The organism is Ralstonia nicotianae, assembly GCF_018243235.1.
Classification (GTDB): Bacteria; Pseudomonadota; Gammaproteobacteria; order Burkholderiales; family Burkholderiaceae; genus Ralstonia; species Ralstonia nicotianae.
In genome coordinates, this window is sequence record NZ_CP046674.1 from 1,859,646 (window position 1) to 1,881,628 (window position 21,983).

17 protein-coding genes and 1 riboswitch are annotated in these 21,983 nt (G+C 71.1%); of the genes, 11 read left to right on the top strand and 6 right to left on the bottom strand.

Translation table 11 applies throughout. The annotated features are described in order from the left end of the window. Nucleotides 1-26: 26 nt before the first annotated feature. Complete coding sequence (gene egtB, locus GO999_RS08585) at nucleotides 27-1,331, bottom strand: ergothioneine biosynthesis protein EgtB (RefSeq protein WP_021156090.1); 1,305 nt, start codon at nucleotides 1,329-1,331, stop codon at nucleotides 27-29. 237 nt (nucleotides 1,332-1,568) lie between these two features. Between egtB and GO999_RS08590 the strand changes: the two genes are divergently transcribed. From GO999_RS08590 to GO999_RS08615, 6 genes are read left to right on the top strand one after another with little or no spacing between them, the layout of a single operon-like run. After that, nucleotides 1,569-2,651, top strand: coding sequence for a LacI family DNA-binding transcriptional regulator (locus GO999_RS08590; protein ID WP_021156091.1), 1,083 nt, complete (start codon nucleotides 1,569-1,571; stop codon nucleotides 2,649-2,651). Beyond that, nucleotides 2,648-3,679, top strand: coding sequence for an ABC transporter substrate-binding protein (locus GO999_RS08595; protein ID WP_011001729.1), 1,032 nt, complete (start codon nucleotides 2,648-2,650; stop codon nucleotides 3,677-3,679). Before GO999_RS08590 ends, GO999_RS08595 begins: the two co-directional genes overlap by 4 nt. Nucleotides 3,680-3,681: 2 nt before the next feature. Continuing rightward, on the top strand, nucleotides 3,682-4,530 hold the full coding sequence (locus GO999_RS08600; RefSeq protein ID WP_011001730.1) for an ABC transporter permease: 849 nt from the start codon (nucleotides 3,682-3,684) through the stop codon (nucleotides 4,528-4,530). Next, the gene (locus tag GO999_RS08605) at nucleotides 4,527-5,324 is read left to right on the top strand and encodes an ABC transporter permease (protein WP_011001731.1); all 798 of its coding nucleotides are present in this window, start codon (nucleotides 4,527-4,529) and stop codon (nucleotides 5,322-5,324) included. The genes GO999_RS08600 and GO999_RS08605 overlap by 4 nt, the downstream gene beginning before the upstream one ends. Further along, nucleotides 5,321-6,400 (top strand): ABC transporter ATP-binding protein, encoded by a 1,080-nt coding sequence (locus GO999_RS08610; protein WP_011001732.1) that lies wholly within the window; start codon nucleotides 5,321-5,323, stop codon nucleotides 6,398-6,400. The genes GO999_RS08605 and GO999_RS08610 overlap by 4 nt, the downstream gene beginning before the upstream one ends. After that, nucleotides 6,400-7,248 carry a phosphodiesterase gene (locus GO999_RS08615; protein WP_019718787.1) on the top strand — a complete coding sequence of 283 codons (849 nt, stop codon included), beginning with the start codon at nucleotides 6,400-6,402 and terminating at the stop codon, nucleotides 7,246-7,248. The genes GO999_RS08610 and GO999_RS08615 overlap by 1 nt, the downstream gene beginning before the upstream one ends. A 213-nt stretch (nucleotides 7,249-7,461) precedes the next feature. Here GO999_RS08615 and GO999_RS08620 read toward each other — a convergent pair whose 3' ends face one another. Next, nucleotides 7,462-8,493 carry an N-acetylmuramoyl-L-alanine amidase gene (locus GO999_RS08620; RefSeq protein WP_043897722.1) on the bottom strand — a complete coding sequence of 344 codons (1,032 nt, stop codon included), beginning with the start codon at nucleotides 8,491-8,493 and terminating at the stop codon, nucleotides 7,462-7,464. Nucleotides 8,494-9,059: 566 nt separating this feature from the next. On the opposite strand from GO999_RS08620, the gene pdhA reads away from it, so the two are divergent. The 5 genes from pdhA (at nucleotide 9,060) to GO999_RS08645 (ending at nucleotide 15,568) form a co-directional block, all read left to right on the top strand. Continuing rightward, nucleotides 9,060-10,151: a pyruvate dehydrogenase (acetyl-transferring) E1 component subunit alpha gene (gene pdhA, locus GO999_RS08625; protein WP_011001735.1), complete on the top strand. Its 1,092-nt coding sequence runs from the start codon at nucleotides 9,060-9,062 to the stop codon at nucleotides 10,149-10,151. Continuing rightward, complete coding sequence (locus tag GO999_RS08630; RefSeq protein ID WP_011001736.1) at nucleotides 10,144-11,124, top strand: alpha-ketoacid dehydrogenase subunit beta; 981 nt, start codon at nucleotides 10,144-10,146, stop codon at nucleotides 11,122-11,124. Before pdhA ends, GO999_RS08630 begins: the two co-directional genes overlap by 8 nt. Before the next feature lie 2 nt (nucleotides 11,125-11,126). Further along, nucleotides 11,127-12,245, top strand: a complete 1,119-nt coding sequence (locus GO999_RS08635) for a dihydrolipoamide acetyltransferase family protein (protein WP_011001737.1) — start codon at nucleotides 11,127-11,129, stop codon at nucleotides 12,243-12,245. Nucleotides 12,246-12,615: 370 nt separating this feature from the next. Beyond that, the gene (locus GO999_RS08640; RefSeq protein WP_211906124.1) at nucleotides 12,616-13,821 is read left to right on the top strand and encodes a leucine-rich repeat domain-containing protein; all 1,206 of its coding nucleotides are present in this window, start codon (nucleotides 12,616-12,618) and stop codon (nucleotides 13,819-13,821) included. Between the two features lie 178 nt (nucleotides 13,822-13,999). Beyond that, nucleotides 14,000-15,568 carry a leucine-rich repeat domain-containing protein gene (locus GO999_RS08645; RefSeq protein WP_211906773.1) on the top strand — a complete coding sequence of 523 codons (1,569 nt, stop codon included), beginning with the start codon at nucleotides 14,000-14,002 and terminating at the stop codon, nucleotides 15,566-15,568. Between the two features lie 63 nt (nucleotides 15,569-15,631). Here the strand turns inward: GO999_RS08645 and GO999_RS08650 are convergent, their stop codons facing one another. From GO999_RS08650 to GO999_RS08665, 4 genes are all read right to left on the bottom strand, one after another. Next, entirely contained in the window at nucleotides 15,632-16,306 is a 675-nt protein-coding gene (locus GO999_RS08650; RefSeq protein WP_211906125.1) for a DJ-1/PfpI family protein, read from the bottom strand. A gap of 343 nt (nucleotides 16,307-16,649) precedes the next feature. Next, nucleotides 16,650-17,972, bottom strand: coding sequence for a chloride channel protein (locus GO999_RS08655; protein ID WP_211906126.1), 1,323 nt, complete (start codon nucleotides 17,970-17,972; stop codon nucleotides 16,650-16,652). Between the two features lie 76 nt (nucleotides 17,973-18,048). Continuing rightward, a riboswitch (Fluoride riboswitch) is annotated at nucleotides 18,049-18,115 on the bottom strand. A 46-nt stretch (nucleotides 18,116-18,161) separates the two neighbouring features. Next, on the bottom strand, nucleotides 18,162-20,660 hold the full coding sequence (locus tag GO999_RS08660; RefSeq protein ID WP_211906127.1) for a thioesterase domain-containing protein: 2,499 nt from the start codon (nucleotides 20,658-20,660) through the stop codon (nucleotides 18,162-18,164). Then, nucleotides 20,657-21,820, bottom strand: coding sequence for a Gfo/Idh/MocA family oxidoreductase (locus tag GO999_RS08665; protein ID WP_211906128.1), 1,164 nt, complete (start codon nucleotides 21,818-21,820; stop codon nucleotides 20,657-20,659). Before GO999_RS08665 ends, GO999_RS08660 begins: the two co-directional genes overlap by 4 nt. Between the last annotated feature and the right edge of the window lie 163 nt (nucleotides 21,821-21,983).

Genomic DNA, 21,983 nt, shown 5'->3' on the forward strand with positions numbered 1-21,983 from the left:
CGCGGCGCGCCGGCCACTCAGGCCGCTCAGGCCGCCCGCGCCAGCCGCACCCCGGTGAACTGCCACCGCTGGTGCGGATAGAAGAAGTTGCGGTACGTCGCCCGCAGGTGCCCCTCGGGCGACACGCACGAGCCGCCGCGCAGCACCATCTGGCTGCACATGAACTTGCCGTTGTATTCGCCCACCGCCCCCGCCGCCGGCCGGAAGCCCGGATAGGGGCCGTACGGGCTGGCGGTCCATTCCCACACATCGCCGAACATCTGCCGCAGGCTGCTGGCCGGGGCGATGCCGTCGTCGGGCAGTGGGCACAGCGCGCCGCGTCCGGCGAAGTTGCCCTGCACCGGCAGGCCCTCGGCGGCATGCTCCCACTCCGCCTCGGTCGGCAGGCGGGCGCCTGCCCAGCGGGCGTAGGCGTCGGCCTCGTAGAAGCTCAGGTGCGCGACCGGCGCATCGGGGTCGACCGGCACCAGGCCGTGCAACGACATCCGGCGCCAGCCGCTCGCGCTGTCCGCTTCGTCCGCGCGCCAGTAGAGCGGGGCATCGATGCCTTCGCGCTGCACCCAGGCCCAGCCGTCCGACAGCCACAGCGTGGGCTGGCGGTAGCCGCCGTCTTCCATGAAGGCCAGCCATTCGCGGTTGGTGATGGGGTGCGTGGCCAGCGCGTACGGCTCCAGCCAGACGGTGTGGCGCGGCCCTTCGCAGTCGAACATGAACGCGGTGCCGTCGTCGGTCCGGCCGATCTGCACTGGGCCGCCGCCGAAGTCGGCCCAGCCGGGCGTGTGGGGCGCGTCACGGACGGCCGAGGTAGGCCGGGGGGCGGCATAGGGCGGGCACAGCGGGTTCTGCGCGAACAGGTGCAGCACGTCGGTCAGCAGCAGCTCCTGGTGCTGCTGTTCGTGGTGCAGGCCCAGCGTGACGAGCCGCCCGACCGCCTCCGGAACGCCGCCCGCCAGCAGGCGCTGCATGGCCGCGTCCACATGGGCGCGGTAGGCGAGCACCTCGTCCAGCGTGGGCCGCGTCAGCATGCCCCGGCGCGGCCGCGGGTGGCGGGCGCCGACGGCCTCGTAGTACGAATTGAACAGGTAGCGGTAGCGTGCATCCGGCGAGCGGTAGCCGGGCACGTTGGGGCCGAGGACGAATGCTTCGAAAAACCAGGTGGTGTGGGCCAGGTGCCACTTGGCGGGGCTGGCGTCGTCCATCGACTGGACGGTGGCGTCGGCGTCGGACAGCGGCGCGGCCAGCGCCAGGGATTGCGCCCGGACCGCGTCGTACTGCAGCAGCAGTGCGGGCAGTGCGGCGGCGGGCACATCGAATACGGGCGATACACGCATGGCGTCTCCAGTCGGGTCGCGGGGATGGCACAGCAGCAAGCAGGCCAGCCGCTACGGTGCGGACGGCGCGCCACGCTTTCCCCGATTTCGTAAGAAGCATATGCGAGCTTTGTAAGTTTGCTATTCGCGACGCGGGGCATGCGGTGTTGCGGGCGCGGTGCCGCATCGGCTGTCATCAAAGCTTCACTGCCGGCGCCTACGATGTAAACGTTTACAAGCCCTGCGGAGGCGCCGGCAATGGCGAGCAGCATCAAGGACGTGGCGACGCACGCCGGCATCTCGATTGCCACGGTCTCGCGCGCCGTCAACGCGCCGGAGCGCGTGAGCCCCGAGACGCTGGCGCGCGTGCAGGCCGCCATGGACGCGCTGCAATACCGCCCGAACGCGCTGGGCCGCCAGCTGCGCGCCGTGCGCACCGGCCTGGTGGGCGTGGTGCTGCCGTCGCTGGCCAACCCGGTGTTCGCCGAATGTCTGCAGGGCATCGACGAGGGCGCGGCGGCGAGCGGCCAGCGCGTGATGCTGATGACCACGGCCTACGACCGCGAGCGCGAGGCCCGCGCCATCGAGACCCTGCTGCAGCAGCGCGTCGACGGCCTGGTCCTGACGGTGGCCGATGCCGCCGCCAACCCCCACCTGGATCGCCTGGACGCCGAGCGCGTGCCTTACGTGCTGGTCTACAACGACACGCAGGGACAGCCGCGCATGCCCGCGCGCTGCAGCGTGACGGTCGACAACCGCGCCGCGGCGCGCGACGCGATCCGCGCGCTGCTGGGGCGGGGGCACCGGCGCATCCGCATGCTGACCGGCACGCTGGCCGCTTCCGACCGGGCCGCGCTGCGCCACGCCGGCTATCGCGACGCGCTGGAGGCCGCCGGCATCGCCGCGCAGCCGCCGGTCGAGATCGACTTCAACGCGGAAGCCCTGGCAAGCGCCGAGCTGGACCGCCTGCTGGCCGCGCCGCGGCCCACCGCCGTGTTTTGCAGCAATGACCGGCTGGCCCTGCTGGCCATCGGCGCACTGCGCACGCGCGGCCTGCGCGTGCCGGAAGACCTCAGCGTGATCGGCTTCGACGGCCTGGCGATGGGCCAGTGGCTGTCGCCGACGCTGGCGACGGTGGCGCAACCGCACCGGCAGATCGGCATCGATGCGGCCCAGGCGCTGGCCCGGCGCATCGCCGGCGAGACCGTGCCGCCGATCACGCTGCCGCACCGCCTGCTGCCCGGCGGCACGCTGGCCGAGGCGCCCGCCACGTCGGCCGATCCAGATTCCGATTCCACCGGTTTTTTCCCCACGTCTGATACGCAAGGAGCGTCTCGATGAAACGTCTGATCCATTGGCTGCGTGCATGCGGCCTCGTTGCGGCCGGCGCCTTGGCCATGGCGGCGCCGCTGCATGCCCAACCCGCGGGCCAGCAGGTCGCCATCTGCTACAACTGCCCGCCGGAATGGGCCGACTGGGCCGGCCAGATCCAGGCCATCAAGAACCGGACCGGCATCGCCGTGCCGTTCGACAACAAGAACTCCGGCCAGGCCATCGCGCAGATGCTGGCCGAGAAGGGGCACCCGGTGGCCGACGTGGCCTACCTGGGCATCACCTCGGCCTACCAGGCCAAGGAGAAGGGCCTGGTCGCCGGCTACAAGCCCAAGCACTGGGACGACATCCCGGCCGGCATGAAGGACCCGGACGGCGCGTTCTTCTCGATCCACTCCGGCACGCTGGGCTTCTTCGTCAACAAGGACGCGCTGGAAGGCAAGCCGGTGCCGCGCTCGTGGAAGGACCTGCTCAAGCCCGAGTACAAGGGCATGGTCGGCTACCTCGACCCGAGCAGCGCCTTCGTCGGCTATGTCGGCGCCGTGGCGGTCAACCAGGCGCTGGGCGGCACGCTCGACAACTTCGGCCCGGGCATCGACTGGTTCAAGCAGCTCAAGAAGAACGCGCCGATCGTGCCCAAGCAGACCGCCTACGCGCGCGTGGTGGCCGGCGAGATCCCGATCCTGCTCGACTACGACTTCAACGCCTACCGCGCCAAGTACAAGGACCACGCCAACGTGGAATTCGTGATCCCGCAGGAGGGCTCGATCGCGGTGCCGTACGTGATGAGCCTGGTGGCCGGCGCGCCGCATGCGGACAATGCGAAGAAGGTGCTCGACTTCGTGCTCTCCGATGAAGGCCAGGCGCTGTGGGCCAACGCCTACCTGCGCCCGGTGCGCGCCGGCGCGATGTCGAAGGAGGCCGCCGCGCGCTTCCTGCCGGCCAGCGAGTACGCCCGCGTGAAGACGGTCGACTTCAACCAGATGGCGGCGCGCCAGCAGGCCTTCGGCACGCGCTACCTGGACGAGGTGCGCTGAGCATGGCCGCCGCCGCACGCTCGCTGCCGGACGACGCCGTGCTGCCCGCGCGGTGGCGGGCGGCGCTGCTCGCGCCCGCCGTCGCGCTGTTCTGCGCCTTCTGGCTGCTGCCGATGGCGGCGCTGCTGCGCGTGAGCGGCAGCGAGGGGCTGCTGGCCACCTACACCGCCGCGCTGACCACGCCGCGCTACCTGGGCAGCCTGGTCTCGACGGTGGTGCTGTCGGCGGCGGTGACGCTGGCGACGCTGGTGCTGTCGAGCGTCGCCGGGCTGTTCCTGGTGCGCCACGCGGTGCCGGGCAAGCGGCTGATCACGGCCATGCTGACCTTTCCGCTGGCGTTTCCCGGCGTGGTGGTGGGCTTCATGGTGATCCTGCTGGCCGGGCGCCAGGGCCTGCTGGGCGACCTGACGCTGCGGCTGGCCGGCGAGAAATGGGTGTTCGCCTATTCGATCGGCGGGCTGTTTCTCGGCTACCTGTATTTCTCCATCCCGCGCGTGGTGCTGACGGTGATGGCGGCGGCGGAAAAGCTCGACCGCTCGCTGGAGGAGGCGGCGCGCTCGCTGGGCGCGTCGTCGTGGCAGGTGACGCGCGACGTGCTGGTGCCGGGGCTGGCGCCCGCGCTGATCGCCTCCGGCGCGATCTGCTTCGCCACCTCGATGGGGGCGTTCGGCACCGCCTTCACGCTCGCCACCGACATTGACGTGCTGCCGATGACGATCTACACCGAATTCACCCTCAACGCCGGCATGGCCATGGCGGCGGCGCTGTCGGTGGTGCTGGGCGCGGTGACGTGGCTGGTGCTGGCGGCGGCCCGCGTGGCCAGCGGCGGGCAGGCGGGAGCCGCGGCATGAAGCGCCTGCTGCCGATGGCGCAGTGGCTGGTGACGCTGCTGCTGTGCCTGTTCCTGATCGTGCCGGTGGCGCTGTCGATGGCCGTGGGGCTGACGCGCAACTACATCCGCGGCTTCAAGAGCGGCTGGACCTTCGACTGGGTCGCCCAGGTGTGGGAGACCTATCACGCGTCGATCTGGATGTCGCTGCTGGTGGCGCTGTGCACGCTGGCGATCGTGCTGGCGGCGGGCGTGCCGGCCGGCTATGTGCTGGCGCGCCGCCAGAGCCGCGCCAGCCGCCTGGTCGAGGAGTGCCTGACCTTGCCCGTGGCGCTGCCGGGCCTGGCGACTGCGCTCGGCCTGATCATCGCGTACGGCGGCGTGGGTGCGTTCCGCGAGAGCGTGTGGTTCATCGTCTGCGGGCACGTGGTGTTCACGCTGCCGTTCATGGTGCGCGCGGTGGCGGCGGTCTGCGCCGCGCAGGACCTGAAGACGCTGGAGGAGGGCGCGGCCAGCCTGGGCGCGACGTTCTGGCAGCGCTTTCGCACCATCGTGCTGCCCAATGCGCGGCCCGGCATCCTGGCCGGGGCGCTGACGGTGGTGACGCTGTCGGTGGGCGAGTTCAACCTGACCTGGATGCTGCACACCCCGCAGACCAAGACCCTGCCGGTGGGCCTGGCCGATACCTATGCGTCGATGCGGCTGGAGATCGCCAGCGCCTACACGCTGATCTTCTTCGTCATGATCGTGCCGCTGCTGGTGCTGATGCAGCGCTTCGGTGGCCTGCGCACGACCAACGGAAACCCTTCCCGATGAGTACCGAACCGAGTCCCGAACCCCTGCATCTCGCCCCCGTGCCGATCCGGTTGCGCGGCTGCGGCAAGCATTTCGGCGGCCAGCGCGTGCTGGACCCGCTCGACCTCGACATCGGCGCCGGCGAGACGCTGGTGCTGCTGGGCCCGTCCGGCTGCGGCAAGACCACCACGCTGCGCATCGTCGCGGGGCTGGAGGCGCCCGATGCCGGCGGCAGCGTCCGCTTTGGCGACGAGGAGGTCACCGCGCACCCGATCGAGCGCCGCCGCGTCGGCATGGTGTTCCAGAACTATGCGCTGTTTCCCAACCTGGGCGTGCGCGGCAACGTGGAATACGGCCTGCGCATCCAGCGCCGGCGCAACCGGCTGTCCGACGCGCAGATCCGCGCGCGGGCCGATGCGCTGCTGGACATGATGCACCTGACGCCCTACGCCGAGCGCGCCATCGGCCAGCTCTCCGGCGGCCAGCGCCAGCGCGTGGCCCTGGCCCGCGCGCTGGCGCCCGAGCCGCGCGTGCTGCTGCTCGACGAGCCGCTGACGGCGCTCGACGCCAAGCTGCGCGAATCCGTGCGGGCCGAGATGGACCGCCTGCTGCGCGGCCTCGGCATCACCACCGTCTACGTCACGCACGACCAGGAAGAGGCCATGGCCCTGGCGGATCGCATCGTCGTGATGGACGCCGGCCGCATCGCCCAGATCGGCACACCGCGCGAGATCTACTTCCAGCCGGCCAACCGGCACGTGGCGGATTTCATCGGCATCATGAACCGGCTCGACGGCGAGCGGCAGGGCGGCGCGTTCGTCTGCGCCGGCGGCCGCGTGGCGGTGCCGGCGGGCGGTGGCGCGGCCGATGCGCTGTTCTTCCGGCCGGAGGATGCCGTGCTGGCCGATCCGGCCCAGGCCGCGCTCAAGGGCGTGGTCGAATCCGCCGTGTTCCTCGGTTTCCGCACCCGCGTGCGCGTGGCGGGCGTGTCGAACGCGCCGCTGTTCATCGATGTGCCCGGCCGCCAGCAGTTCGCGCCGGGCCACGCGGTCGGCATCGAGATTGCCGCCGACCGCCTCCTGACCCTGCAAGCCTGATGCACTTCCTGCAACTGACCGACCTCCACATCAAGCCGCCCGGCCGCCTGGCCTACCGGCGCGTCGATACGGCCGCCTACCTGTCGCGCTGCGTCGCGCACATCCTGGCGCAGCCCGCGCGCCCCGATGCCATCGTGCTGACCGGCGACCTGGTCGACGCCGGCGCGCCGGACGAATACGCGCACCTGCGCGCGCTGCTGGCGCCGCTCGACGCCGCCGGCATCCGCATGCTGCCGGTGCTCGGCAACCACGATGCCCGCGCGGCCGCGCACGAGGCCTTCGCCGACTGGCTCGCCCCCATCCCGGCCGAGGCGCGGGACCCACAGGCCTTCCAGTACTGGACCGACATCGGCGAGGTGCGCCTGATCGTGCTGGACACGCTGGATACCGGCGCCCCCGGCGGCCGGCTCGGCGTGCCGCGGCTGGACTGGCTGCACGATGCGCTGGCAGCCGAGCCCGCGCGGCCGGTGGTGATCGCCATGCATCACCCGCCGTTCGCCACCGGCATCGGCCACATGGACGTGCAGTCGCTGGCCGCCGAGGACATCCCCGCCTTCGCGCAGATCGTGCGCGCCGCCGGCAACGTCGAGCGCATCCTGTGCGGGCACCTGCACCGCGCCATCGACGTGCGCTTCGCGGGCACGGTGGCGTCGACCTGCCCGTCGCCGGCGCACCAGGTGGCGCTGGATCTCGATCCGGAGGGCGCGCCGGGCTTCGTCATGGAGCCGCCCGCCTACCGGGTGCACGCCTGGGTGCCGGGGCAGGGCCTGGTGAGCCATCTGGCCTACGTGGGCACGTTCGACGGCCCGCACCCGTTCTTCGAGCCGGACGGGCGCCTGATCGATTGATGCAGGCCCTGGCCGGTGTCCACAGGCCACCGGCCATACCCGCGCCCGAGCTGGATCAAGGGCTTGCGCGCGGCGTGCTCGGCCGACTTCGAACTGCGTGCGCATTCCTCTCCGGGCTTTGACGCTCTGCGCGGATTCAAGCCTGAAATGCCATGGAATCTCGGCTGGTGGTGATCCAATCGCCCGGTTCTCCAAAATGACGCCGTTCCGGTTTTAAAAGGATGGTGAGCTCGACTGCCCGGTCGTGTCTGGCGTGGGCCACATATCGTCGCCTTTCTCACCCCGGGGGCTGAGCTGTCCGGGCACCGCCTGGCGTTGCTGCGCGCGTCGTCCGCGGCGGACATATTTTTCCAGCAGGGCATCGAGGATCGCCGCGGTTTCGATATCCGGCGCGCCATCGTATCGGTCGGGCCGAAAATGCATCTGGAAGGCGGCAACAACGTTGATGGTTTGCGTGTCGAGCACGCCGGTCTGCGGCGTGTCGTAGCCATAGGCGAGCAGCTTCGCCTGCAGCTCGGCGACGTTGCCGCGGAACGGCTGATGGCTTTGGTAATAGTGGATGGCTTCCGCTTCAGGCCATGCGCCGATCCCGAACTGTTCATACAGCGTTTTCCACGGGAACAGGGGGCCCGGATCCAGCTTGCGCCCAGGTGCGATATCGGCGTGGCCGACGACTTTCCGCGGCAAGATTGCGTGCCGCGCGACGATGTCAGCCGCAAGTCGGCCGACCACTGCAATCTGTGCATCGGGGTACGGATACCAGCGGCGATTCATCAGGGGTGCGTTTCCGTCCTGCGCGGGAAAACCGAGATTGACCACCTCAATGCCGACGGAACTCGCATTGAGCATCCGCTCGCCCTGCCAGTAGCTCACGCCGGCATGCCATGCACGACGCGATTCCGGCGCGAGTGAATAGATTCGGAACCGCTCGCCGCCATTGGCGGCATCCGGTACGAGGTAGTGCGAACTGACCTGCTTCTGTGGATCGGTCAGCGATGCGATGGAATCAGCGAGCGATTCGGCGGTGTAGTGCAATACCAGCGTGCGCACGCGCGAATCCTGGTTTGGCGACTGAATCGATGCATCGATGGTGTATTCCGCATTTTGTGCTTCCTGCGCGAGACTGCTTTCGCATCCTGCAAGCGGCAATACCAGTGTGCTCGCTGACCAGATCGGTGTCCGCGCCAGAAAATGGCGGCGCCCCGGGTACACGACTGCATCTGGCTGTGTATTTTTTTCACTCATCTAGTCGCTCTTTGTTTTCGTATTTCACACACAAGGTAAAAGCGGCCCAATTCGCCGGAAAAATAATTCGGTCTCAGCGTGGAGCACGTCCGTCGGAAAAAGGTTCCGTTATCGGGCTGCAATGCGAGCGACGAAACTTCGAATACAAACAGCGAAGAACCGCGTTCATGAGACATTGGCTGACAACCGGCAGGCAGGTCGGCCGGCGCCGCGTCGATGGTTTCCGGGGTCCAGGTGACGGAGCGCTGCCAGCGGTATTTCAGTTGCCGCCGGACGATCCCGACCTTGTTGCACGCGGGACTCTGGGCAAGTCACCCGACAGGGCGCCCTCCGGAAGTTCCGGTCTGAATGGTGTTCAACAGCCGGGGCTGCGATGCCCGGTGCTTCGAGGCATCGGCCCGCAGGATGTGGCGTTCCGGCCGCCGGCCCTGGCGCCCCCGGGCATCCGCCCAGGGCAGGGCTACGCCCGACTTGTTTTCGCCCGCGAAGCGTCTAGTGTTGAACCAGACGCGCGCGGGTGACGCCGCACGCGCCCCTTCCCAAGAAGAACAAAGGGGGCTGCAGTCATGAGCACGGTCGGCAGCTTTCAGATCGACTACACGCAGTACCTTGACCCCGAGGGCCAGCCGGTCCAGCCATTGCCGGCGTTTGCGCAAGACGTGCCGACCCTGCTCGCGCTGTATCGCGCCATGGTGCTGACGCGCGCGTTCGACACCAAGGCCATCGCGCTGCAGCGCACCGGCAAGCTCGGCACCTTTGCCTCGTCGGTCGGCCAGGAGGCGATCGGCGTGGGCGTGGCCAGCGCCATGCGGGCCGAAGACGTCCTGTTCCCGTCCTACCGCGACCACAGCGCGCAGCTGCTGCGCGGCGTCAGCATGGCCGAGAGCCTGCTGTACTGGGGCGGCGACGAGCGCGGCAGCTGCTTTGCCGCGGTGCGCGAAGATTTCCCGAACTGCGTGCCGATCGGCACCCAGGTCTGCCACGCGGCGGGGGCCGCCTACGCGTTCCAGCTGCGCCGCGAGCCGCGTGTCGCCGTCGCGGTGTTCGGTGACGGCGGCACCTCCAAGGGCGATTTCTATGAAGGGATGAACCTGGCCGGCGTGTGGGGCGCGCCGCTGGTGCTCATCGTCAACAACAACCAGTGGGCGATCTCGGTGCCGCGCAGCCGCCAGACCGCCGCGCAGACCCTGGCCCAGAAGGCGATCGCCGCGGGCATCGCCGGGCGGCAGGTGGACGGCAACGACGTGATCGCCGTGCGGCAGGCCGCGCAGGACGCCCTCGACAAGGCCCGCTCGGGCGGCGGCCCGACGCTGATCGAAGCGCTCAGCTACCGGCTGGGCGACCACACCACGGCGGACGACGCCACGCGCTACCGCGATCCGGACAGCGTCAAGCAGGCCTGGGCCCGCGAGCCGATCCTGCGCTTGCGCAACTACCTGATGCGCCTGAGTGCCTGGGACAAGGCCCAGGAAGAGCAGCTCGGCCGCGCCTGCTATGCCCAGGTGGAGGAGGCGGTGGCGGCGTACCTGGCGGTCGGGCAGCCCGGCCCCTCGGCGATGTTCGACCACCTGTATGCCGCCTTGCCGCGCGCGCTGGAGGCGCAGCGCGCCATGGCGCTGGCCTTTGCGCCGCAGGGCGGGGAGGGCGGCCATGGCTGACGTCAACCTGGTCGAGGCGGTGAACCTGGCGCTCGCGCATGCGCTGGAGCATGACCCGTCAGTGGTGCTGCTGGGCGAGGACATCGGGGTCAACGGCGGGGTGTTCCGCGCCACGGTCGGGCTGCAGGCACGCTTCGGCGCCGAGCGCGTCATCGATACGCCGCTGGCCGAGACCGCGCTGGCCGGCGCCGCCATCGGCATGGCGGCGATGGGGCTGCGGCCGGTGGTCGAGATCCAGTTCAGCGGCTTCATCTATCCGGCCATCGACCACGTGCTCAATCACGCGGCCCGGCTGCGGCATCGCACGCGCGGGCGGCTGTCGTGCCCGCTGGTGATCCGCTCGCCGTGCGGCGCCGGCATCCACGCGCCGGAGCACCATTCGGAGAGCCCGGAGGCGCTGTTCGCGCACATGCCGGGGCTGCGGGTGGTGATTCCGTCGTCGCCGGCGCGGGCATACGGGCTGCTGCTGGCGGCCATCCGCGATCCGGACCCGGTGATCGTCTTCGAGCCGACGCGCCTGTACCGCGTGTTCCGCCAGCCGGTGGAGGACAACGGCGAGGCGCTGCCGCTGGACACCTGCTTCACCCTGCGCGACGGCACCGACGTGACGCTGGTGAGCTGGGGCGGAGCATTGCAGGCCGCGCAGGCCGCCGCCGACCAGCTCGCGCAGGACGGCGTGCTGGCCGAGGTGATCGACGTGGCCACGCTCAAGCCGCTCGACATGGAAACCATCCTGGCCTCGGTGGCCAAGACCGGGCGCTGCGTGATCGTGCACGAGGCGCCGCGCACGTCGGGCTTCGGTGCGGAGATCGCTGCCAACCTGGCCGAGCACGGGCTGTATTCGCTGCTGGCGCCTGTACAGCGGGTGACGGGCTACGACGTGGTCATGCCGCTGCCCAGGCTGGAGAACCAATACCTGCCCGGCGTCGAGCGCATCCTCGCCGCGGTCAGGAAGACCCTGGAGGCCGCCTGACGATGATCGTCTTCAAACTGCCGGATCTCGGCGAAGGGCTGCAGGAGGCGGAGATCGTGCAATGGCACGTGCAGGCCGGCGACACCGTCGAGGCCGATCAGCCGCTGGTCTCGGTCGAGACCGCCAAGGCCATCGTCGAGATCCCGTCGCCGCAGGCCGGCCGCATCGCCAGGCTGTTCGGCCAGCCGGGCGACATCGTGCACCTGGGCGCGCCGCTGGTCGCGTTCGAAGGGGCGGGCGGCGGTGAAGCGGATGCGGGCACCGTGGTCGGGCAGATGCAGGTCGGGCAACAGGTGGTGCGGGAGGCGCCGGCCGTGCTGGCCGCCGCGCCCGGGGCGGCCGCCGGCGGCATCAAGGCGACGCCGGCGGTGCGGGCGCTGGCGCGCAAGCTCGACGTGGACCTGTCGATGGCGACGCCCTCGGGGCCGGACGGGGTCATCACGGCGGCGGATGTCGAGCGCGTGGCCAAGGTGTTCTCCGAACTGGGGCCGCCCGAGGTGCTGCGCGGCGTGCGGCGCGCCATGGCGCAGAACATGGCGCGCGCGCAGAGCGAAGTGGCCGCCGCCACCGTCATTGACGATGCCGACATCCACGCCTGGCCGCCCGGCACCGATGTGACCATCCGGCTGATCCGCGCGCTGGTGGCCGGCTGCCGCGCCGAGCCGGGGCTCAACGCCTGGTTCGACGGGCATGCGGGGCGGCGCCACGTGCTGGAGAAGATCGACCTCGGCATCGCCGTCGATCTGCCGGACGGGCTGTTCGTGCCGGTGCTGCGCAATGTCGCGCACCGCGACGCGGCCGATCTGCGCGCCGGGCTGGACCGCATGCGCGCCGACATCCGGGCACGCAAGATTCCGCCGGAGGAGTTGCGCGGCAACACCATCACGCTGTCGAACTTCGGCATGATCGCGGGCAAGTACGCGGCGCCGGTGGTGGTGCCGCCGACCGTGGCGATCCTGGGCGCGGGCCGCATCCACGAGCAGGTGGTGGCGGCCGCCGGCGCCCCGGCGGTGCACCGCGTGCTGCCGCTGAGCCTGACCTTCGACCACCGGGTGGTGACCGGCGGCGAGGCGGCGCGGTTCCTGGCCGCGACGATCGCGGACCTGGAAGCGGCGCACTAGGCCCCAGGCGGGCCGAGCCGGCCCGCAGCCCTGGCCCGGCAACGTGAAGCGGACGTGACCGGCACGCGGCGGCGGCGGGCGGCATCGCTTCGCCGTTCGCTGCCGGAGGCAGGGCTTCGTTTCCGGTGACAGCCGACCCCGGGGCCATACCTACGCTGCCGTTTTCATTCCGGACTCGCGACTCGCAATGGGATACCACTTCTGGGCCGGCTGGCGGCCAACGTCCGTCGCCGACAGCGCGCAGGCTTCGACATCGGCACCGCAGGCGGGCGCGCCTGCGTCCCAGCCGGCAAGGCCGGCCCGGGCGCCGGCTGGGTCATCGATCCTGCGGGGCCTGGCGCGCCTGCGGGCGCGGTGGGTGGCACCGCCGGTGCCATTCTTTCCACCGGAGATCTGGACGGAAATCGCGCGCGGCACCAAGCCCGCGGACATTCAAAGCCTGCGCGCCGTCAGCCGGGCGGTGAAGATGGGCGCCGAGGCCAGCATCCCGCAACTGACCATCACGCACCGGGACAGCGGCAAAAGGCCGCCGTCCGTGGCCGGCTGCCTAGAGCTGAATCGGCTGACGCTCGTCGGCCATTTCACGGATGCCTACCTGCAGAGGTTGCCGGCTTCCCTCACGGCGCTGGACCTGAGCCGATGCGAGGGCCCGATCACGTCCGTCGGGATCGCCCGCCTGCTGGCGCTGCCGCTGGAACGGCTGGATGTCAGCGGCTGCGGGCTGGATGCCGAAAGCGCGCGGCTGCTGGCGAGCCACCCGACGCTGACCGTGCTCAACATCTCCCGCAACGCGATCGGCGACGACGGTGCCGCTGCCTTGGCGGCCAACCCGAAGCTGACCTCGCTCAATGTCGGCCGCAACGGGATCAGTGACGCCGGCGCGCGCGCGTTGGTTGCTTGCGCCGGGCTGACCAAGCTCGATATCAGCGACAACAGGATCGGCGATGCGGGCGCGCGGGCGCTGGCCGGCAGCGCCAAGCTGAACAAACTCGATGCCGGCGACTGCGGGATCGGCCCCGAGGGCGCCCGGGCACTGGCCGCCAGCCAGACGCTCACCCGACTGGACCTGTGCTACAACGAGATCGGGGTCGGGGGGGCCGAGGCGCTGGCCGCGAATCCCCGGCTCACCAGCCTCAACGTCTGCGGCAATGCGCTGGGGAGCGCGGGCGCGGCGCTGCTGGCAGCCAGTGCCGCGCTCACCGAGCTCGACATCGGCAACAACGGTATCGGCAACGCGGGGGCGCGGGCCCTCGGCGCCAATGCCACGCTCGTCAAGCTGAGTGTCGCCAACAACGGCATCGAGGAGGCAGGGGCGCGAGCGCTGGCGGCCAGCACCACGCTCACCGCGCTGGACATCGGCAGCAACCGGATCGGGGATGCCGGTGCGCAGGCCCTGGCTGCCAACGATACGCTCGTCACCCTGGATGCCAGCGCCAACTGGATCGGAGACCCGGGCGCGCTGGCGCTGGCCGACAACACCCGGCTGGCCACGCTCAATGTCGGCGCTAACCGGATCGGCGAAGCGGGCATGCGGGCACTGGAGGCCAGCACCACGCTGGCCGTGCTCAAGACGTGAGGCACCGCCATCGGGCCCGGCCGGGCTTCGGCCCGCGTATGCCCAAGCGCGATGGCGCGCGGCCGGGCATCGGGTGCCGTGCGGCGCATGCGCCGTGCGGCGCCGTGTCAGAGCAGACTGGGCGTGGCGCGTGAAACCTGTCGCTCCTGTTGGCCAGTCGTCATCCGCCGCCGATGGCGTGCGCGCTCCATCGGCCGATGCGCAGCCGGGGCTGCCCGCGCCCGGCCCGGCACGTCCGGCCAGGAGCGCGGCCGGCTCATCGCTCCTGCAAGGGCTGGCGCAACTGCTGTCGCTGTGCCAGCCCAGGCCGGCGAGGCCGCTGCCCCAGCTGCCGCCGGACATCTTTCGGGAAATCGCCCGCCGCTCCGATCCCTTGACCGTCCAGCGGCTGCGGGTCGCCAGCAAGCCGGTGAAAGCCGCGATCGAGGCCGATATGCGGGAGCTGGTCATCAAGGACCGGGCCGGCCTCGCGGGCGTTTTGCGCGCGGGCAACTATCCGGCCCTGGAGAAGCTGACGCTTGCCGGCACGTTCACGGACGACGATCTGCGGGGGCTGCCCGCATCGCTGAAGGCACTGGACCTGAGCCGGTGCCGGGGCCCGATCACGGCCGCCGGCATCGCGCACCTGAGCCGTCTGCCGCTGGTCCGGCTGAATGTCCGCAACAAGCGCATCGGCGCCGAGGGTGCGCGGCTGCTGGCGAATCACCCGACGCTGACCTCGCTCAACGTCAGCAACGGCCGGATCGGCCCGGAAGGCGCGCAAGCGCTGGCCGCCAACACGCGGCTGACCACGCTCAATGTCAGCGGCAACCGGATCGGCGTGGCCGGCGCGAAGGCGCTGGCTGCCAACCAGACGCTGCGTTCGCTCGACGTCAGCGACAACCGCATTGGCGACGAGGGCGCACGCGAGCTGGCCGCCTGCACGCAGCTGACCACGCTCGATGCCAACCGCAACGGGATCGGCATCGATGGGGCGACGGCGCTGGCGGCCAGCCGGACGCTCACCTCGCTCGCCATCGGCGGCAATGAGATTGGCGACGCGGGGGTGCTGGCGCTCGCCGCCAACGCGCGGCTGACCACGCTCAACGTCGAGAGCACCGGGGTCGGCGCCGATGGGGTCAAGGCACTGGCGGCCAGCAAGACGCTGACCTGGCTGCGCCTTGACGGCAACGACATCGGCAATGCGGGTGCCACAGCCCTGGCCGCCAGCACCAGCCTGACCACGCTCCATCTCGAGCACAACCGGATCGGCGCGGAGGGCGCGCAAGCCCTGGCCGCCAACACGAAGCTGACCACGCTCGATCTCGGCTACAACGACATCGGCGATGCCGGCGTGCGGGCGTTGAGCGCCAATGCCACGCTGGTCTGGCTCAGTGTGCGCCGCAATAACCTCGAGGATGCGAGTGCGGTCAGCCTGGCGGCCGGCAAGACACTGACCACGCTCGACATCAGCGGCAACGGCATCCAGGATCAGGGGGCCAAGGCCTTGGCCGCCAACCCGACGCTGACCACGCTCGACGTCAGCAGCAACGACATCAAGAACGCGGGCGCGCGGGCACTGGCCGCCAATGCCCGGCTGGTGTCGCTCGACCTGCGCAACAACAGGATGGAAGAATCTGGTACGCGAGCGCTGCTGGCCAACCGCACGCTGTCGTTGCTCGGCGTGAGCCTCAACTGTTGCGGCCAGCGCCTCATCGCCGAGCTGATGGCGTGGGCGAACCGCAATGGCGTGACGATGCGGCACTGAACATGCCGGTGAGTTTGCCGGCGCCTTGCTTCGCTCGGGTTCAGGGGCGCTGCGTCGCCGGCATCACGCCTGCAGCGGGCAGTGCGTGGCCGGGACGATGGTCTGCTCGAAGGGCGGGTCCGGGAAATACTGCGTGATCATCTGGACGTGCTTGGCGATGTCCTGTCCCGCCACGTGCGCCACGATCGCCAGCGCCTCGTCCAGCCCCGACGAAATGCCGCCGCCGGTGATGCGGTTGCCGTCGATGACGTAGCGCGGGAAGCCGTCGGCCACCTTGATCGCGGGGAACTGCTGGAGGCAGGGGATGAACGCCCAGTGCGTGGTCGCCCGATAGCCGTCGAGCAGGCCCGCGGCGGCCAGCAGCAGGGCGCCCTCGCAGACGGACGAGACATGGTCCGCGCCGGCGCTCTGCGCCTTCAGGAAATCCAGGTACGGGCCGCCTCGCATCAATTTTCGCAGCACGTCGGGGGCGCCGCCCGGCACCCACAGCAGGTGGGTCTGCGGCTGCGGCGCGGCGGCGTCGGCATAGTCGGCGAACTGGCGCTGCGGCGTGAGGGTCAGGCCGTCGCGGGTCTTGAGCGGCGTCAGGTGCTCCGCGGCCAGGGTGATCGTCGTCGCCCGCGCTTTCCAGGCATCGGCCATCCAGCTGAACAGCTCGATCGGCGCCGCCACATCCAGCAGGTCGACGCCGGGATAGATCGGGATCGTGATGTGGAACGGCGGACGCGGTTGCGCCATGGCATACCTCCGGGCGGGTCAGGGAAGGAAGGGGCCCGTGTGAAGCAGCACCGGGCCCATCGTCGCGACGCGCGCAATCGGCCGTTGACCGGAGCGGCGGGCTCGGGCCGCTTTTCAGGGGCCTAGCGCCGCATTGGGGGCGTCGCTGAACCACGATAGGCGGTTTTCCGGCCGCACGCTCCCGGCGCGGGTGAGGGTCCAGGCGGCATGTCGGCCGGGCGGGCGCGGCGTTCCCCGGGGCCGGTGCAATGCCCGGCCATCCGGATGCCGTCACTGCGGAATGACGGCGACCGACCTGCCGGCCGCGCAACCCAGCGGCCCGCGCGGCGGGGCGCCGTCCTGCTCATGGTTGGCGCGAGGGCGGCTCGTCTGGCTTGGCTGCGGTGGAAGCTGGCCGGAATGCCGGCACCTCGGACAAGCGCAGCCCCTCCGGAACCGACGCGCGCTTGGCATGGCCGATGCGCTGCGCGGGATAGATGCCGGTGTGCCCCGAGAAGAGGTAGCTGACCACGCATGCGATGCCGGCAAAGGTGCCGACTTCGGGCCCGAACAGCTCGATGGCCATGATGGTCGATGCGATGGGCGTATTCGCCGCGCCCGCAAAGACGGCGACGAAGCCCAGGCCGGCCAGCAGCGCAAACGGCAGCGGCAGCACGTAGCCGAGCGCATTGCCGAGGGTGGCCCCAATGTAGAAGAGCGGCGTCACCTCGCCCCCCTTGAAGCCGGAGGCCAGCGTCACGATGGTAAACGCGGCCTTGCCCGCGAAGTCGTACGCCGGCAGCGGCTGGTGGAACGCGTCCACGATGACCGGGATGCCCAGCCCCAGGTACTTGTCGGTGCCGAGCGCCGTCGCCGCCGCCGCGACCACGCAGCCGCCCAGCACCGGGCGCAGCGGGCCGAACGGAATGCGCTTTTTCAGCCAGCGCCCGAGCCGATGGGTCAGCTCGGCAAAGGTCATGCCCGCGAGGCCGAAGACGATGCCGGCAACCACCACCGCGCCGATCGCCAGCGGCGTGAGATGCGGAACGAACGGAATCGCATACGGCGTGTGATGGACGCCGAGCAGCGGCGGCACGAGGTCGCCGACGATGGCCGCCACGAAGCAGGGCAGGATCGCGTCGTAGCGCAGGCGGCCGATGGCCAGCACTTCCAGGCCGAACACGGCGCCCGCCAGCGGGGTGCCGAACACCGAGGCAAAGCCCGCGCTGATGCCGGACATCAGCAGGATGCGCCGCGCCTCGTTGTCGAGCCGGAACAGGCGGGTGAGGCCATCCGCGAAGCTGCCGCCCATCTGCACGGCGGTCCCCTCGCGCCCGGCCGAGCCGCCGAACAGATGCGTCACGACCGTGCCGATCAGGATCAGCGGCGCCATGCGTTTCGGCACGACGCGCTTCGGGTCGTGGATTTCGTCGATCAGCAGATTGTTGCCACCTTCGACCGCGCGGCCCGTGTAGTGATAGAGCAGGCCAACGGCCAGCCCGGCCAGCGGCAGGAGCCAGAGCAGCCACGGGTGGGCCGTGCGCGTGAGCGTGGCCCAGTCCAGCGCGAGCAGCAGCGCCGCCGAGCCGAGGCCGGCCAGCACGCCGGTCAGCGAGGCCAGGAACAGCCAGCGCAGCAGATACGGCAGCATGGCCACCTGCTCCGGAAGAGCGAATGTTTTTTTCATGAGAACCAGATTCGAAGCACTCAAACCTGGACGGCGGAACGCCGTATGGGCGCGTGCCTACAACTTCCCTGTCCAGGAACCTGTAGGCATCATCAGCCGATGGGATCGGCGGTTAAGGGAGGCATGCCATCTCCGCAGGCCGGCGATTGTGCCCGAACGCCCGCGGTGCCGCAACACCCGTGCGCGCGTTCAACCCCCGGCGAGCGCTGCGTCCAGCGGGAGGATGCGCAGGGCCGCCCACGGCGTCGCGCTCGCGACCGCGAGATGCACGCCGTCCTCATGCTGGTGATGTGCCTCCCAGGCCGCTTGCGTGCCCAGGTGGCAGCCGTACCGCCCGTTGCCGGCGAACGCGAGGCGCAGCGAGTCGAAGGGCAGGGCCAGGCCCGCGCCCGTGCATTTCGCGACGGCTTCCTTCAGGCTCCAGGCCGCGAGGAAGCGGTCTTCGGGGGTCTCGCACTGCGGGGCGATCCGGTCGAGCGGGTGCATGATCCGCGCGGCCGACGCATGGCATGCGATGCCGCGCGCCTGCTCGATGTCGACGCCCACGGGCGCGTGCCGGCAGACCGCCACGGCAACCCGGTCGCCACTGTGCGACAGGCTGAAATGCAGCGCCTCGCCAATCAGGTAGGGCTTGCCGCCCGCCTGTGCCCCGAAGCGCAGCGATCGCGGTGCGGCCGCCAGCAGCGCGCCCAGCACGCGGCGCTTGGCCCAGTGCGCGGCCAGGTAGCGCTCCCGGTCGGCGTCGAACGCGAAGCGCGCCAGTTGCCGCTGCTCGTCGTCGCTCAGCGCCGCCGGGGTGAGGCGGGCCGCGAGGCTGCGGGGCGCCGTGACCACCAGGATCTCGCCCGGTGCCAGCACGAGGTTGGCGCTCGCGCCGGGGGCGGGCATCCGGCTCGGGTCGCGCGGCTGCTCGGGGGTGCTGCATGGAACATCGGGCACGTCGGCGGTGGTGGTCTGCACTGGTAGGGTCCGCTCGCCGCGGCGCAGGGCGTCCAGCAGCCAGTCCGTCAGTTCCCGGCGCCGCTGCCGCAGGAAAAAGTGGCCGCCGTCCACCAGGCGCCAGTCGAAGCCGGCGCCGGCATGGCGCTGCCAGCGCCGCGCTTCCTCCACCGTGACGAGGTGGTCGTCGCCGGCGGCCACCATGACGATCGGCACGTTGACGGTGGCGTCCTCGGCAGCGACGTAGTGCTCGGCCAGCGCGCTGTCGTTGCGCAGGATCGGCATGAGGGTGCGCATCATCTCGGCGTCGGCCAGCACTTCCGGGGGCGTGCCGCCGAGATGGCATACCTCGCGTGCGAAATCGGCTTCGGCGCGGGTCGAGATCCGTCGGCCCAGCGGCAGGCCGGGCGCGGGGCAGGCCATCAGGAACAGCAGCGCGGGCGGGCGGCCCTGCCGCGCGAAGCGGCGCGCCACTTCAAAGGCGATCTTGCAGCCGAGGCTGCAGCCCAGCAGCGCCCACGGCCGGTGCGCATAGGGGCCGATGGCATCGGCAAGGCGATCGGCCAGCGTGGCCATGTCATCGATCATCGGCTCGCCGAAGCGGCTCTCGCGGCCCGGCAACTGCACCGGGCAGAGCTGCCACGGGGCGGCGCCGGGGCGCCGCGGCAGGGTCCACGCCCGGTAGACCGAGGCCCCGCCGCCGGCATAGGGCAGCGCGAAGACGTTGAAGCCCGCCTGCGCGTCGGGCGCAGTGAACGGGAACCAGGCCGACGCCGAGGCATTGGCCGGCCCCGGTGCGGGGGACTGCGGTGCGGCGGCCGATGGAGCGCGATCCTGCAGCGCGGCATCGAGTCGGGCGGAGCGCGTGGCCAGCCGGGCGATCACGTCGGCATCGATCCGGCCGGCTGCGGGGCGCGTTTTGCGCCAGTGAAAGAGCCGATAGTCGACGCGGCCGTCTTCCAGTGCCTGGAACAGCCCGGACGATGGCGCGGCCAGGTAGCGCTCCAGCTCCCGCCGCAGGCCGGGCGCGTCGAGCGCGGTCAGCGCGGTGTCCAGCCGGCGCCAGATGCCGGGCGAAGCGCGCTCGCGCGCCGCGCGCACCTGCGCAGGGATCGAGCGCTCCCGCTCGAGCGTGAATCCGGCCTGCTCCAGCGCGGCGCGGACCCACGCCACGCTGTCGGCATCGAACACGTCGGCAAGGCAGAAGCGCCCGCCCACCCTGAGGATGCGGTGCACGTGATGGAAGAATGCCCCGATGTCGGGATAGGCGCCGGACGATTCCAGGTTGAAGACCACGTCCATGCTGCCGTCGGGATAGGGCAGCCGGCACGCGTCCGCGATCTGGAAGCGCAGGCGCGGATGCGTGTGGCGCTTGCGGCAGTAGGCGATGTTCGCGGCGCTGATGTCGGCGCCGGCGAGGGCGGCGGGCGCATGCAGGCGGCCCATCAGCGCGAGCGCGCCGCCGCGCCCGCAGCCGACGTCGAGCACGCGCCGGCCGTCCAGCGGCGTGTCGCCCAGCACCTCGAGGACCAGGCGCGCCTGCATCCGGCCGAGTTCGCCCGGCGGCAGTTCGCGGGCGGCCCAGTCCGGCTGGCCGTCAACCGGCCGGTAGCCCCAGTTCAGGTACAGCGCATGCTCGGCCAGGCCGGCGCGCTCCAGCACGTCGGCCAGGCCGGCATAGGCGCTGCGGTTGCGGTCTAGGGCGGCGCCGGCCGCCGGGGGTGTCCGATCCGTCGTGATGGTCATCATGCGTGCTCCCGCAGGTAGGTTTCGGGGTCGGGGTGGGGCGGTGGCGGCGCGGGCTGCTTCACCATCACCGGCTGGCCGGCGGCGCGCATGATGCCCAGCCAGGCCTGGCCGTGCGCGTGCCACCAGGGCGACGTGTGGACCGGCGCTCCGGCCGCGACCAGTTCGTCCAGCGCGGCATGGATCGCCACGGGGAAATCGCTCGCCACCGCCTCGCACAGGCTCGGCCCGCGCGCCGGCCCGAAGGTCAGCGCGGTGGGCTGGCGGTTGAAGCGGCTGGCCCCGTGTGCCTGGGGCGACAGCAGGTACGAGGCCTGCGCATCGCTGCGGGCGTAGTCGGGGGCGTAGATCGGGTGGCTCCAGATCACGGGCCCGTAGCTGCCGACCAGGAGCACATGGCCTTCCGGTCCGCCGATGGCGATGCGGTGCATGACCAGGCTGTGGTGGTCCGGATCGGCGGGATCGAGATAGGTCTGCAGGTTGAGCGAGAACGGCACGCCGCAGATCACGCCCTGGATGGCCCGGAACGGCCACGGTGCATCGGGCCGGCCGGGCAGGGCGTCCAGCGGCAGCGGCCCGGCGCAGGCGAACGTGCCTTCGCCGCCCAGCGCACGGCACACCATGTCGAGGCTGGAGTACAGCAGCTGCAGGCTGGTGGTGATCTCGACGAAGGCGGGCCGGTTGCGGGCCGCGCTTTGCCGCGCGTAGTCGATGAAGCGTTGCCCGGCGGGCAGGTGCGGATAGAACGTGTTGACGTGGTAGCGCCGGCCGTGCCGCGCGGCCAGTTCGCGCAGGCGCACGATGTCGGTCGGGTGCACCGGGTGCTCCTGCAGCACGTGCATGCCGCGCGCGAGCAGCGCGCGCGCCAGCGACGAGCCGTCGCCGCCGACGATCGCGCTGCGGACCACCACGCAGGCGATGTCGATGCCGGCCGGCACTTCGTCCGGCGCACTGAACAGCGGGACCCCGAGCCGCCGCGCCAGCGCCCGCGAGCGCTCGCTGCCGCGCGCGAGCAGGCCGGCCAGCCGGTAGCGCGGCAGATGGGCCGGCCTGGCCGCCCACAGGCGTTCGGCGCAGGTCAGCGCGGCGAGGTAGTGCTCGCCGAAGCGCGTGCCGCACACCAGGACGCTGTAGGTCTTGGGGGCGGTGGACAGGTCATGCATGGCGGCCTCCGGCGGGGTCCGGGGGCATCCTGTTGCGGGGGGCGGGCCGTGGCTTCGTGGCCATGGCGATGCAGCCGCTGCGGTGCGGCGGCAGATCGGCGAGCGTGCGGTGGGTCATGACGGTCGGTCAGGGTTGCGTGCGGGTCGGAACGCCCGCGGCACG

Excerpts from the sequence above, each read along its gene's own strand:
- egtB (WP_021156090.1), bottom strand. The coding sequence starts at position 1,331 with ATGCGTGTATCGCCCGTATTCGATGTGCCCGCCGCCGCACTGCCCGCA.
- GO999_RS08590 (WP_021156091.1), top strand. The coding sequence starts at position 1,569 with ATGGCGAGCAGCATCAAGGACGTGGCGACGCACGCCGGCATCTCGATT.
- GO999_RS08595 (WP_011001729.1), top strand. The coding sequence starts at position 2,648 with ATGAAACGTCTGATCCATTGGCTGCGTGCATGCGGCCTCGTTGCGGCC.
- GO999_RS08600 (WP_011001730.1), top strand. The coding sequence starts at position 3,682 with ATGGCCGCCGCCGCACGCTCGCTGCCGGACGACGCCGTGCTGCCCGCG.
- GO999_RS08605 (WP_011001731.1), top strand. The coding sequence starts at position 4,527 with ATGAAGCGCCTGCTGCCGATGGCGCAGTGGCTGGTGACGCTGCTGCTG.
- GO999_RS08610 (WP_011001732.1), top strand. The coding sequence starts at position 5,321 with ATGAGTACCGAACCGAGTCCCGAACCCCTGCATCTCGCCCCCGTGCCG.
- GO999_RS08615 (WP_019718787.1), top strand. The coding sequence starts at position 6,400 with ATGCACTTCCTGCAACTGACCGACCTCCACATCAAGCCGCCCGGCCGC.
- GO999_RS08620 (WP_043897722.1), bottom strand. The coding sequence starts at position 8,493 with ATGAGTGAAAAAAATACACAGCCAGATGCAGTCGTGTACCCGGGGCGC.
- pdhA (WP_011001735.1), top strand. The coding sequence starts at position 9,060 with ATGAGCACGGTCGGCAGCTTTCAGATCGACTACACGCAGTACCTTGAC.
- GO999_RS08630 (WP_011001736.1), top strand. The coding sequence starts at position 10,144 with ATGGCTGACGTCAACCTGGTCGAGGCGGTGAACCTGGCGCTCGCGCAT.
- GO999_RS08635 (WP_011001737.1), top strand. The coding sequence starts at position 11,127 with ATGATCGTCTTCAAACTGCCGGATCTCGGCGAAGGGCTGCAGGAGGCG.
- GO999_RS08650 (WP_211906125.1), bottom strand. The coding sequence starts at position 16,306 with ATGGCGCAACCGCGTCCGCCGTTCCACATCACGATCCCGATCTATCCC.
- GO999_RS08655 (WP_211906126.1), bottom strand. The coding sequence starts at position 17,972 with ATGAAAAAAACATTCGCTCTTCCGGAGCAGGTGGCCATGCTGCCGTAT.
- GO999_RS08660 (WP_211906127.1), bottom strand. The coding sequence starts at position 20,660 with ATGATGACCATCACGACGGATCGGACACCCCCGGCGGCCGGCGCCGCC.
- GO999_RS08665 (WP_211906128.1), bottom strand. The coding sequence starts at position 21,820 with ATGCATGACCTGTCCACCGCCCCCAAGACCTACAGCGTCCTGGTGTGC.